This window comes from Thioalkalivibrio denitrificans, from assembly GCF_002000365.1.
GTDB classification, from domain to species: Bacteria; Pseudomonadota; Gammaproteobacteria; order Ectothiorhodospirales; family Ectothiorhodospiraceae; genus Thioalkalivibrio_A; species Thioalkalivibrio_A denitrificans.
Genome location: NZ_MVBK01000098.1, coordinates 1 through 11,665, shown reverse-complemented (window position 1 = coordinate 11,665; position 11,665 = coordinate 1). Strand labels below are relative to the sequence as shown.

Here is an 11,665-nt window from a genome sequence, read left to right as displayed (position 1 = left end):
GTCCGACAGGCTCCTAGCCGGTTTCTCAATTTCCTGTCGCGGGCTCGGCCCGGGAGGGGTCTCAATGCGATCGTTCTCGACCATGCTGATCAGTCTGTTCCTGTTCTGGGCCATGCCCGCCGTCGGCGACAAGGTGGATGATGAGGTCATGATCAACCTCGCCTGGGACAGCGGCTGTTTCAACTGCCACGACGTGCACAAGACCCTGCGCGGTCCGGCCTGGCTGGATGTGGCGGAGCGCTACCGGGGCGACGACACGGCCTTCGAGCGGCTGGTCGTCAAGGTCCGCGAGGGAGGCAGCGGCAACTGGGGTACCGTATCCATGTCACCCAACCGGCGCGTGCCCATGGAGGACATCCACACACTGGTGGCGTGGCTGCTCACCCTGGAGGAGTGAGGGGAGCTGGAGACCGCACGCTGTCTCGGAAGGACGCCGGTGCCCGCGAACAGTTACACTGTCGTGGTCCTTACAAGAACATGAATCGAGCGGCAGGAGAATCTTCTATGGTCGATACCTCGTCGGTGTTGAAGTCCGTCAGGGAGCGGATCGCGGAGCTGGCGCGGCTGGCGGAGGCGGGTGACGCAGAGGCGGCGAAAAAGCTGGCGGCGGAACTGACCCGGGAGATTGAAAGTGCGCTCGAGGAGAAGCCCGCTGCGGCCCCGAAGCGATCTGCCCCCAAGGCACCCCGTGACGACGTGGTGAAATGCCCGCGGTGCACGCTGCGCAGCTTCACGTTCCAGAAAGGGACCGTTCGGGAGATGGAGGACGGATCGGGGGGGTTCGAGGCGCGCTTCCACTGCACCAGTTGCGGACACGAGGACTGGCGGGGGATCGGCTGAGAGACGAACGTCCATGTAGTTCCTGTCACACGAACCACGGCGTTCAGGAGACGGTTGCAGACCCACCGTTCAAATCCCCGTAAGTTTGACCCCGGTCAAGCATTTGGCCGCGCCGCAACAATCCCCAAGCCTATACTCAGGTTTCGCCCACCGCCTGGCCGGGCTTTGGACCCGGTCCATCCCATGGAGGACGGCGGCTGATGCCACGGACCCTATCAAAGCTGCTCATCACGGCCCTCTTTGCGGCGGGGCTGCTCCTGTCACTGATGACGCACGGCACCGGCGTGATCACCCACGACCCGGAGCGCAATATCTGGATTCCCGACGAACTCACCATGCCGCTGCGACTCCAGGTCGCCTATAACGACGAGGACATCCTGTTCCGCTACCGCTGGCCCCAGGACGAGCCCCACCTTTACCTCGACGTGCTGCGTTACAGCGACGGGCAATGGGTGCGTTACGGCACAAGCCCCGTCGGCCCGGATCCTCACGGCATCTACGAAGACCGCGTCACCATGCTGGTGGACGACGGCAGCGTCCCCGAGTTCAGTCGCTACGGCGGATACCTCACCGTGGGCGACGGCATGCGCTTCTTCACCAACGCCGCCACCCGGGAGGAGATCGCCGCGCATCCGGTGCTGGGGCCCGAGCGGCGCTCGGACATCCGCAAGCACCTCCCCGCCACCCGCAGCGATCCGGGTGACTGGCGAACCCTCGTGGACGAAGACACCCTGGCCGCGCAGCGTCGGGCCGGCTACTTCCTTGATCTCTGGCACTGGCGGGCACACCGCTCCAACCCCATCGACGTCTCCGACGACCAGTTCGTGGCGCAGTACCGGTTCGGCGACTCCGGCCGAGGACCGTACTTCACCAACTGGGACGGCGAGACGCGCCAGCCGCGGCTGATGTTCGACCCCGACGCGGTGGGTAAACATGCCCTGCGCTGGGAGGATGTCTCGCACAATATCGCGGACTTCGACGGCATCTACTACCTGGCCGAGGACTTCGCGGTACCGTTCGACCCGGACCACGCCTGGCAGGAGGGCGATGTGATCCCGCGCCGGGTGCTGCGCGAACCTGCAGGCTCACGGGGCGACATCAGGGTGGACGGCAAGGGCCGGTTCGCCGACGGCCAGTGGGACGTGACGCTGCGCCGGGCACTGGATACCGGCAACCCGCAGGAAGACAAGATCATGCATGACGGCGGGGTCTATGACGTGGGCATCGCCGTGCACCGCCATGGCACCGGCAGCCGGTGGCACTACGTGTCCATGCCGTACCAGGTGGGCCTGGGCCGCAAGGCGGAAATCCAGGCAACCCGCTTCGAGGGCGATTCCCCCGACTGGGACCAGATCGCGACCTACGACATCACGCTGTTCTATCCCGGACAGGTGAACTGGCCGCGGCTCAACAGCGAGATTCACGCAGGCGCCGAATACATCCGCCAGGGCGTGCCGGTCAAATTCCGCCACAACGAGGCCCAATTGGCGCAGTACGGCGTCGAGATCGAGTTCGAGCAGGAGATCCGCCGACAGTGGTTCCTGACACTGCTGCTAGGCGTGGCACTGATCATCAGCTTTGTGATGTCGGCAAGCCTGCTGCTTGGCCGGAAAGAGGAGGACTGAGGCGATGGGACCGTATCACACCATGCTCATCCACTTTCCGATCGCCTTCTGGGTGACTGCGACGGTGATCATCATCGTGCGCGCGGTCTCGGACGGTTGGCTTGCCCAGGCATTCGACCGCGTGCTGGTGCCCTTCCTGTTTCTCGGCATGCTCAGCGGCATCGGCGCTTACGTGCTTGGCATGATGGTCTGGCCTCCCGACACCCTGCAGACCTCACCGCTGGGACGCAACCACATGATGGCGGCGAGCTGGTCGCTGGTCTACTGGACGGCGCTCATGTTCATGCGCTGGCGTGTCGGTCCGTCCATCTGGGACAGCACGCTCAACCGGGTGATCATGCTGCTGCTGGGCGGGTTGGGCGGCCTGCTGCTGGTGATCACCGCCACCATCGGCGGTCATCTGGCCGGCTCGGCGACCTACCTGACGGACCTGCTGCGCATGATCGGCTGGGAGGTCTATGCCACTTTCTACGTGCCGAACTGGATGCTGCTGGTCCTGGTGATACTGATCATCGCCATGCCCCTGGTGGCGCTCATGAGCCGGCGCACGGCCTGACAGCGCAGGCCAGGCGCCTATCCGCAAGCCGGCCACTGTCCCGGTGAGATTTGCGGGCCAGCACCGTGTGGCGGCCATGGGCCGCCCTATGAACCATTTGCCGCCAAGCTGAATCTCACCAGCCCTCGCGGCCCATGGCCTCAGCCTGCCGTGGCGCTGCGGGCTTCCTCGAGCTTTCGCAGCCAGGCCTTTTTCACCTTGCCCACATCCCCGCGAAAGGCGCAGGCATCGAAGCCGGCGTCGCGCATGCGTTCGGCGAGTATGGCGGAGTGGGTGCCCCGCAGGCAGTAGAGCAGGTAGCGGCGGTCCCGCGGCAGTTCGCGGTACTGCCTCGTCAACTGGTCCGGTGTCCGGTTGACGGCGCCGGGCACGTGCCAGTGCCGGTAGCGCTGCGGGGGCTGGCAGTCGATGACCTCCACGTCGTCGGGGATCTCCTCCACGAGGATACCGGGCTCGGCCAGATCCTCCGCGGTCAGCGCCAGCAGGTCCAGCTCGACGGTGTTCTCGATGGCCTCCTCCAGGAAATGCGCCTCCAGCAGGGCCTCCTGGGCATCCACCTGCTCGCGCCGGGTGCGCACCAGTGGGCGGTCATTGGTCAGGGCACAGAACTCCGGCGCCTTCTCCGAGAGCACGAAGGTGCCGATGTCCCGGGCCCGTTCCATGATCTCCTGCTTGTCGAAGCCGATCAGCGGGCGCAGCACGGGGAGGTCCGTCGCGGCGTCGATGGTGTTCAGGTTGGAGAGTGTCTGGGAGGAAACCTGGCTCAGGGCCTCGCCGGTCACAAGGGCCTCGGCATCGATCCGACGGGCAATGGCGTCGGCGGCACGATACATCAGGCGCTTGAGCACCACCTGCCAGACATCGGACGGCAATGTGACGCGCAGGTCCGAGACCACCGCCTGGAAGTCCACGACAAACAGTCGCGGCCGTGTGCCCGAGGCCCAGCGTTCGGCAAGCAGACGGGCCACCTGTGTCACCTGGTGCAGATGCGCCGCGCCGCCCAGGTTGCAGAAGACATAATCCACCATTGCGCCGCGGCGCATCGTGTACCAGGCCGCCACGGCGGAGTCGAAGCCACCCGAGATCAGCGCCAAGGCACGCCCCTGCACACCCACCGGCAGTCCGCCTGCACCGGGGATGCGGCGCACATGGAAGCTGGCATGGTCGCCCCACAGATCCACGCGCACCGTGACCTGCGGGTGACTCAGATCCACCTTGCCCGGCCCGTCCAGCACGGCACCCACGCGCCACTCCACCTCCCGTGTGGAAAGAACCCGAGGGCCGTGGCGCTTGCAGCGCACCGCGAAGGTGCGCCCGCGCACGTACTGCGTGATGTGCTCACGCGCCACGCGGCAGAGCGCGTCGATGTCGGCATCGGTGACCGCCTCCACAGGAGAGAACGACGCGATCCCGAAGACCCGCGGCAGGATCTCGCAGGCGGTCTCCGGCTCCGGCGTCTCCAGCATGAAGCCGCCCTGCACCACCTGCAGGCGGTGCTCCACGTTCGCCAGCGCGGCACGCAGGTTGCGGCGCAGCTTGCGGCGGAAGCCCCGTCGGGTCTGGAAGGACTTGAGATGCACCTCCGGCGACTGCCGGATGATGATCTGATGCGTTCGTTCGGACATGGATTCGTTGCGGTATGTCGAGCGCGCCCCGCCGGGCCCGGAGGCATCAGCGTGCGAGCAGTTCGGGCGGGCACGGCGCCAGATAGCTTTGCTCCCGTACCCAGCTCAGTTCCAGTTCGTCGGCCAGGTCGCCCAGCAGCGCCAGCACCCGGCCGCGGGGCAGCGCCCCGTTGCGATAGGCCTCGATGGCCTCGTGCAGCGCTGTGCGGCGGGCCGCCTCCAGTCCCTCCCGGAAGTGCCCGGCCAGATGCTGCAATACATTGACATGATTGCCGATACTGCCCGCCAAGGCCAGCGCCGCCATGAACCCGGCCACGTAATCCCGGGCCAGGGCGCCGGCGGGCCGGGCGCCGGCACCGGCCACCAGGCGGCCAAGGCGATCGTAGCGCGTGCGGTCCTGCGCCAGGAGGAGCATCTTCTCGCGGGCGTGAAAGGCGGACAGGCCCCCGGCTGTCCACGGCGAGGAGAAGAAGCGACGCAGGCGCGCCCGGGCGAACAGCCGGATGCAGAAGGCCTCGCGTCCGGCAGCGTCTGCCAGACCAGACTCCTCGACCACCGGCAGATCGGGCAGCTTGCGCACCAGTGCCGCCGCATAAAACCCGGGCGCAGCGCCTTCGCGCCCCGACACGGCCACGGACAGTCCGCAACTCGGGGAACGGGCCTTGAGGATGTAGCCGTCGAGCCCCGCCGCTGCCAGCTCGGGTACCCGGCGCTCCACCTGGGTACGCAACGCGGCCGTGAGATCCCGCCCGGAGTCATTGCCCAGCAGCCGGATCACGCCCCGCTCACCCGCCTCCAGATGCATGGGCTCACGCGGCGTACCGAACCCCGCCTCCACCTCCGGGCACACGGGCCAGAGGGTCACATGGGGCGCGAGGGTCTCGACGATCCAGTCATCGCGCCGATCTCCGCCGTCATAGCGCACCGGCGCGCCGACGAGGCAGTGGGACAGGCCCAGGTTGGGTTTGGGATGGGAGTGCATGGGCGTGTGTCGTCCTTGTGCCGGGAATACACCAGTGTCATGCGGGCGGTCCGCCCGCGGCAAGCCAATACTCGGAAATCGGAGTATCCGGTCGTTGTGCCCTTGTCCCTGTCCTCGATCCTGCCAGAAGCACACCCTTGCGACGACGTCGCCCCATCAGGTCACTCTGCCCTTGAGAATCCAGACAAGCAACAGGTAGCCACCCGAAGTCAGGACGATGGAGAGCAGCAGCGCAACAAGAAAGCTGTAGTCGTTTCTGATGAGCAGCGGCAGCGTCACGAAAAGCACCAGGGACGCCAGGACGAGCCAGAATATCTGTTGTGACAGCTCGGCAATTCGTTGCACATCGCCTGTGTCCACGTAAATCCACAGGAACGCAAGGATGGACACGACTGGCAACGATGCAATCACCGCCCCGGCGAGCGAACTTCTCTTGGCAACCTCCGAGATCACCACGATCAGAATCGCCGAGATAAGTACTCTTGCGATGTAATAGGTCACTTGGGCCTCTTGAACGACATAGCCGCAACATCGGGCGAGTGAATGCGCCCTTCAGCTTGCGGCAACTTCTCCGCGTTCGCCAGGTGTGCCGGAATGCACCAGCAGTACGACACCCACGACCGCAGCGACCAGAAGCCCCAAATCCTGGGGCACACCAAGCAGGAACGCGGCCTGCACACCGACCATGGACCACAGAACCGGCACGATCAATGGGGTTCGCGGATAAGGCCTGGCGAGGAAGGCCAACATACCCACGGTAAAGAGGGTGGTCGGGCAGGGCACGCCGAATGTCGGCATGGCCGGATACCCATGGCCGGCGAGCAATGACCATGCCGGATACACAAGCAGCGCAAAAGAGATCAATGCGTAACCAACAAGCCCCCGGGCACTCCGGGACGACCGGAAATGAAGATTTCGCCTGACGGCTCCGTGCCACAGGAACAGCAGGCCTGCGACAACGAAGAGGACTGCGAACAGGTAAGCCAGCGGATTGATGCTCGCGAAGTAGGCCAGATGGTAGGCGAGACCGGACCAGATCCAGAAGATACCCAGAATGGCCGAGATAAGAACATCGGACCAGCGCCACTGAGAAAAAAGAAAAGCCAGGGAGAGGAACGCCAGCGCAAGCAGGATCATCTGTACGGGCCAGGCGGCTTCGTTGTAGTCGTGAAAGACCGCAAGGAACTGCTCCACCGTGAACGGGAGCTGGATCATGGCGAATCACTCCGTAGGCTCGCACACAAGCACGAGCATCCCCCTCCGAGTATCGTTGCGGTCCGGCAGCCGTCAATGGAGCCGGGCAACATTGCCAAGCGTGAAGCATGCCGCCGGGTGCTGCAGTGCGTGCCAATGATTTCCGATCGTGGTGGGCATGGCCAAGGCCCGCGGGCAACCCGCTCACGGGTGATTGCACAACACCAGGACCTCCGAGGGCGGCACGTCGCGGATCTCCACATAGGCCGCACCGTCTGCAGCGCGCTGCACAGGCACCTCACTGCCCGGCGGATGGGTGTGATCAACCCCCGGGCCCTCCGTCCACGCCGAGTTGAGCAGCACGGTCATGGCGGACCCCGGCGGGTTCAGGTGCGCATCCACGATCACGTCGGCCCCTCGCGACTGCGTGCCGTGCACGTTGACCACGCACAGGGCCTCCTCGTCGTCCAGGATGCGCGACCAGGCCAGGAGTTCACCGGGGCCGTGCACGTGGAAGGGGTGGCCCAGGAACGCGGTGGGGCGCAGGTACTGCCGGCCGTGACGCAGCACCGGCAGCGCCCTGCGCAGTTCGGCAAGGGCGGCGATGCGGCGGTAGGCGGGATGGTGCTCGTCGAAACAGTGCTGCCCCGCGGTGCCGTAGGGCCCGAAGCCGGGCAGGCTGTGGTCCAGCGGGTCGGGGGCGTCCGGCAGACCGTAGCGGCCCGGCCTGCGGGGATGTGCAGGGCCGAACATGGCCTCGCGCAGGTAGAGATCCGTGCCCTTCCACTCGGGCAGCCACTGGCGCTCTCCGGGTTCCGGACCGCCCAGTGCCTGCTCGGTGCCGTAGTAGATGCACGGAATCCCCAGCGTGAACAACTGCAGGGCGATGCCCGCCACCACCTGGCGCTCGTGAGCCGCCTCGGCGGAGAAGCGGATCTTGGCACCGAAGACATGGTCATGATCGTCGAGGATCGACACATGCCGGTCGCCCACGTTGCGGTGCGAGCCCATGAGCGCACGGGCGTCGAAGCCCGCGAAGTAACCGCCCGGGCGCTGAAGACCCTTGGCCAGCCCGTTGAGGGCCAGGCGCATCTCGCCGATGTCGAGTGCCGCGTCCAGGTTGCGGGCCAGCACGTCCAGGTAACGGGTCTGGTTGTAGTCCCCGCCCGCGATCTCTCCCACCAGCAGGAAGTCCGCCTTGCCGATGTTGGCCGCAAACTCCTTGACCGTGCCGCAGAAGTTGCGCGCCTCCTCGAAGCTCACGTGCTTGAGTGTGTCGAGCCGGAAGCCGTCGCAGTCGGTCAGTGCGATCCAGTACTTGAAACATCGCGCCAGATCGGTGAGCAGTCCCGGGGCCGAGAGATCGAAGTCGCGCAGCGTGATGAAGTCCGTGCGCTTGTGCTCGGCGTTCGGGTCTTCCAGATCGCCGGCCCCGAGGCTTCCGCTGCCCGCGCGCGTGTAGCGCTCCGGGTCCTGCAACTCGCGCGGCCAGGCGCCGTCCTCTGCGCCCTGGATCCCCTCGATGGCCTCACCCTGTTCACCGCGCCAGGCGCCGAACGGATGCCGGCCCGTGGTGTAATGGGGGGTGTAGGGTCCGCCGGGCAGTTCCGGCGGATAGATCCAGTTCTCGCCCGAGTGATTGAAGATCACGTCGAGGATCACGCGCAGGCCATGGCCGTGTGCGTCCTCGACCAGCGCCACCAGGTCGGCGCGCGTGCCGAAGCGCGGATCGACCTCCAGGAAGTCCTGCACCCCGTAGCCATGGTAGCTATCCAGGTGACCGCGCTGCTTGAAGACGGGACTCAGCCACAGGGCCGTGATACCCAGACGCTGCAGGTAGCCCAGTTTCGAACGCACGCCCTCCAGCGTACCGCCCTGCCAGCGCTGCCCGCCGGACTGCGCCCAACGATCCCAGCGCCAGGGCTCGCCGTTGATCGCGGGCCGCGCCGTAGCGGGATGGTGGCGATCCACCAGGGGCCGGCCGTCCTCGGCCCCGTCGCTGAAGCGGTCCACGAGCAGGAAGTACAGCACCTCATCCCGCCAGGCGTCCGGAGACGGGTAGTAGGGTGTACGCCTTGGGAGATCAACGTCCCGCACGCGCTCGGCGCGTCCGTGCCGCAAGGCATTCCGTGCGAAGTCCATGTCCGCCACCTCACGATTCGCCGGTGCCGGTTGGCACCGTCACCGCAAAGTGTAGTCGGGGTGACTGCGGCTAAAGGAACAATTGATCACAAACCCGGCGAGGGACACCGGACCGGGGAATGGACGCGTGAATCCGGGAATCGCCGGCGGCCGGCCGGGAACCCGGCCGGCCGCACGGATTCAGAGCTGATTGCCCGGAAGGGCCTCGTGGATCTCCGCGATGCTATCGCCGCGCCTCGAATGGACGAGCGTATGGGTGCCGTCGGCATTGCGTTGCGTGTAGTGGCAACGGTCATCCCGGCGATTATCCCAGCGCACACAGCGCATCGTGCCGTTCCTGTGGATCCACCACCGGCCTGTTCTCTCTTCATCATCCCGCTTCATGGTGACCGTTCCGTCAGGGCCATAGTAGTGCCTGGCCGGACCAGTCCGGAAATGGGTCCACACCATGGTCTTGTCGGTATAGAAGGCCTTGAGCTCCTCGCCGGTCAGGCGCTCGCCGGACACGGCCGTGGCCGGGAACATCAGAATCAGAACCAGGACCGGCACCAGTATAAGTATCCACCTGTTCATAACCCCCTCCTGTTTGATGGTCCGCATTGCGCCCCTTCGACCGGCCCGACCCGCGATCCGGTCAATCCCCGCGGCAACGGCCTCCCCGCGGAAGGCCGGCCACCGAAGGAATCTAGTCACGGAATCCCAAGGAACAAAGGGGACGGAGGGATTTTTGGACATAAGCCACCCGGACCAGCGGACGCGATGCACCGACATGAGCCGCATCCATGTGCTCTGAGCCGGGTTGCCAGGCCGACCTTGCCAAGCGGTTCACCTGAGGTCGAAGCGATCCTGGTTCATGACCTGTTCCGGGCCGCAACGAATTCGTGGACGAACGTCCCCTTCGCCCGCTGAACATGCCCGACCCGGCGCTCCAATGTCGTCGAATGGTCGCGAAACCGGCCCCGGCCCGACAGGCGAGTCAAAAAAGTCGTTCTTCGGACCGTCTCTTTCTCCCAAACTCTTCGCACACAAACTAATCTAAGTGTTGTAGAGGACTCGCATCCTCGGTTTTTGGCAGGCAATACACGCAAGAAACAGGAGATATGTACTGATGAAGGTCAAAGAGCTGCTTGAGCACTGGTCCAAGGGGAACGGCGGCCGGGTTACGCAGGAGGAGTACTGCATGCGACTGTCCGAGCGCGATGCCGCCCGCATCGCTGCGCTGGAACAGTTGTTTCCCGGCAAGCCCCGCGACATGCTCATCGGCGACCTGCTGTCCGCGGCACTGGACGAGCTGGAGGCGGCCATGCCCTATGTGCCGGGCGAGCGGGTCATTTCCGAGGACGAACTGGGCGACCCGATCTTCGAGGACACCGGGCTCACGCCGCGCTTCATGGAACTGACGCGCCGGCACATGGAGAAGCTCAACAGCTGAGCATCGCGGCCCGGCGGGCAGTGAGCGCTGTCGGTAGCGTCCCGCATGGCGCCGCTCGCCCTGCGCCAGCCGGGCGAGACACCGTCGAGCCCGGAACCCTGGGCTAGCTGTGATCTCTCAATGCTTTGTTCACCCGGGGGGGAGCTGCTGGCAGGCTGGGCTCCTACAACAAGCACCGTAGGACATGCTTCGCTCCTCCGCGAGAGCCTCATACGCTTCACCTGTGAACAACCTGTTTAGCCCGAGGCTTGTGCATCGGCGGCCAGCAGCTCTTCCAATCGCGGCACCACCTGCTTTTTTCTGGAAATGCAGCCGGGCACATGGACAGCGTGCTGCCTGATCGGACCGAATGCCTCTTCCACCGCGTCAAGATGGTCACCGATGGCCCACAGGTCGCTGGCCTGGCCATCGATGTCAGTGACCATCAGAACGACCAGCGCCAGTCCCCGTGCCTCGCGAACCGCACGCATCTCGGCGAGGATTTCGTCCTTGCGGTCCGCCAGCGCGTCGGGCCCCATCACCTCGACCTGGCCGATGCCCAGGCGCAGGTCGCCGACGTGGAATTCCTTGAAGTCGCTGCCGAGGATGTCCGGTGCACTCAGCTTCGCAGTGGCCTCGGTGCGGATCTGCTGCAGACGCCGGTCGAAGTCCTCCAGATCCAGCCCGGCCACCGGCGCCAACCGGGCCGCCACGTTGCGATCCTTGTCGCTGGTCGTCGGCGAGCGGAAGCCGACCGTATCGGACAGGATCGCAGCGACCAGCAGCCCCGCCATGGGCGGCGTGGGCATGAGATCACTGGCGAAATAGAACTCGCCGACCATGGTCGCAGTCGCCCCGACGGGCTCGCAATGCACGAGGATGGGCTCGGCGGTGCGCACATCGCCAAGGCGGTGATGCTCCAGAATCTCGTGGATCCTGGCTTTCTCAATGTTCGGCAGCGCCTGGCCGATTTCGCTGTGATCAACCAGAATGAGATCGAGCCCGTCAGCGTCGGTCAGCAGTTCCGGTACCGGCACATCGAAGTGCTCCAGCACGAATCGGGATTCCGCATTCAGTTCGCCGGCGCGCGCCGGCCGGACATCCGATTCACCATGCAGATTCTTCAGGTGTGCGTACGCAATCGCCGCACTGATGCTGTCGGTGTCCGGATTGCGATGTCCTATGACGTAGATTGGCTTGCCCACCGCCGCTTACCGCCTTGCATTCGGATAGGATGCCGCCAGCGGGCCACTCCAGCAGGCATTGCCGGCCCCCAGCGCGGGACGCCGG

General features: G+C 65.5%; 12 protein-coding genes. 5 read left to right on the top strand and 7 right to left on the bottom strand.

Annotation, left to right across the window (positions count from 1 at the left end; translation table 11 throughout):
* The first annotated feature begins 64 nt into the window (after positions 1-64).
* From B1C78_RS14270 to B1C78_RS14255, 4 genes are all read left to right on the top strand, one after another.
* Complete coding sequence (locus B1C78_RS14270; protein WP_245795442.1) at positions 65-397, top strand: c-type cytochrome; 333 nt, start codon at positions 65-67, stop codon at positions 395-397.
* Positions 398-504: 107 nt separating this feature from the next.
* A complete protein-coding gene (locus tag B1C78_RS14265) occupies positions 505-840 on the top strand; it encodes a hypothetical protein (RefSeq protein WP_077279845.1) in 336 nt (111 codons plus the stop codon).
* A gap of 200 nt (positions 841-1,040) precedes the next feature.
* Positions 1,041-2,465: an ethylbenzene dehydrogenase-related protein gene (locus B1C78_RS14260; protein WP_245795441.1), complete on the top strand. Its 1,425-nt coding sequence runs from the start codon at positions 1,041-1,043 to the stop codon at positions 2,463-2,465.
* Positions 2,466-2,469: 4 nt separating this feature from the next.
* Positions 2,470-3,021, top strand: a complete 552-nt coding sequence (locus B1C78_RS14255; RefSeq protein WP_077279843.1) for a DUF2231 domain-containing protein — start codon at positions 2,470-2,472, stop codon at positions 3,019-3,021.
* A 140-nt stretch (positions 3,022-3,161) separates the two neighbouring features.
* Here the strand turns inward: B1C78_RS14255 and thiI are convergent, their stop codons facing one another.
* The 6 genes from thiI to B1C78_RS14225 all read right to left on the bottom strand — a co-directional run bounded on the left by thiI (position 3,162) and on the right by B1C78_RS14225 (position 9,537).
* Entirely contained in the window at positions 3,162-4,646 is a 1,485-nt protein-coding gene (gene thiI / locus B1C78_RS14250; protein ID WP_077279842.1) for a tRNA uracil 4-sulfurtransferase ThiI, read from the bottom strand.
* Positions 4,647-4,692: 46 nt separating this feature from the next.
* A complete protein-coding gene (locus B1C78_RS14245) occupies positions 4,693-5,628 on the bottom strand; it encodes a DUF1722 domain-containing protein (RefSeq protein ID WP_077279841.1) in 936 nt (311 codons plus the stop codon).
* 156 nt (positions 5,629-5,784) lie between these two features.
* A complete protein-coding gene (locus tag B1C78_RS14240; RefSeq protein WP_077279840.1) occupies positions 5,785-6,129 on the bottom strand; it encodes a DUF3147 family protein in 345 nt (114 codons plus the stop codon).
* A gap of 51 nt (positions 6,130-6,180) precedes the next feature.
* Positions 6,181-6,843, bottom strand: coding sequence for a DUF6064 family protein (locus tag B1C78_RS14235; RefSeq protein WP_077279839.1), 663 nt, complete (start codon positions 6,841-6,843; stop codon positions 6,181-6,183).
* Between the two features lie 183 nt (positions 6,844-7,026).
* Entirely contained in the window at positions 7,027-8,964 is a 1,938-nt protein-coding gene (locus B1C78_RS14230) for an alpha-amylase family glycosyl hydrolase (protein ID WP_077279838.1), read from the bottom strand.
* Between the two features lie 180 nt (positions 8,965-9,144).
* A complete protein-coding gene (locus tag B1C78_RS14225; protein WP_139349952.1) occupies positions 9,145-9,537 on the bottom strand; it encodes a hypothetical protein in 393 nt (130 codons plus the stop codon).
* 535 nt (positions 9,538-10,072) lie between these two features.
* Between B1C78_RS14225 and B1C78_RS14220 the strand changes: the two genes are divergently transcribed.
* Positions 10,073-10,396, top strand: a complete 324-nt coding sequence (locus B1C78_RS14220; protein WP_077279836.1) for a type 1 pili tip component — start codon at positions 10,073-10,075, stop codon at positions 10,394-10,396.
* Positions 10,397-10,632: 236 nt separating this feature from the next.
* Here B1C78_RS14220 and B1C78_RS14215 read toward each other — a convergent pair whose 3' ends face one another.
* The gene (locus B1C78_RS14215) at positions 10,633-11,580 is read right to left on the bottom strand and encodes a manganese-dependent inorganic pyrophosphatase (RefSeq protein WP_077279835.1); all 948 of its coding nucleotides are present in this window, start codon (positions 11,578-11,580) and stop codon (positions 10,633-10,635) included.
* Positions 11,581-11,665 lie beyond the last annotated feature (85 nt).

Coding starts and splice junctions, on each gene's coding strand:
- B1C78_RS14270 (WP_245795442.1), top strand. CDS start 65: ATGCGATCGTTCTCGACCATGCTGATCAGTCTGTTCCTGTTCTGGGCC.
- B1C78_RS14265 (WP_077279845.1), top strand. CDS start 505: ATGGTCGATACCTCGTCGGTGTTGAAGTCCGTCAGGGAGCGGATCGCG.
- B1C78_RS14260 (WP_245795441.1), top strand. CDS start 1,041: ATGCCACGGACCCTATCAAAGCTGCTCATCACGGCCCTCTTTGCGGCG.
- B1C78_RS14255 (WP_077279843.1), top strand. CDS start 2,470: ATGGGACCGTATCACACCATGCTCATCCACTTTCCGATCGCCTTCTGG.
- thiI (WP_077279842.1), bottom strand. CDS start 4,646: ATGTCCGAACGAACGCATCAGATCATCATCCGGCAGTCGCCGGAGGTG.
- B1C78_RS14245 (WP_077279841.1), bottom strand. CDS start 5,628: ATGCACTCCCATCCCAAACCCAACCTGGGCCTGTCCCACTGCCTCGTC.
- B1C78_RS14235 (WP_077279839.1), bottom strand. CDS start 6,843: ATGATCCAGCTCCCGTTCACGGTGGAGCAGTTCCTTGCGGTCTTTCAC.
- B1C78_RS14230 (WP_077279838.1), bottom strand. CDS start 8,964: ATGGACTTCGCACGGAATGCCTTGCGGCACGGACGCGCCGAGCGCGTG.
- B1C78_RS14225 (WP_139349952.1), bottom strand. CDS start 9,537: ATGAACAGGTGGATACTTATACTGGTGCCGGTCCTGGTTCTGATTCTG.
- B1C78_RS14220 (WP_077279836.1), top strand. CDS start 10,073: ATGAAGGTCAAAGAGCTGCTTGAGCACTGGTCCAAGGGGAACGGCGGC.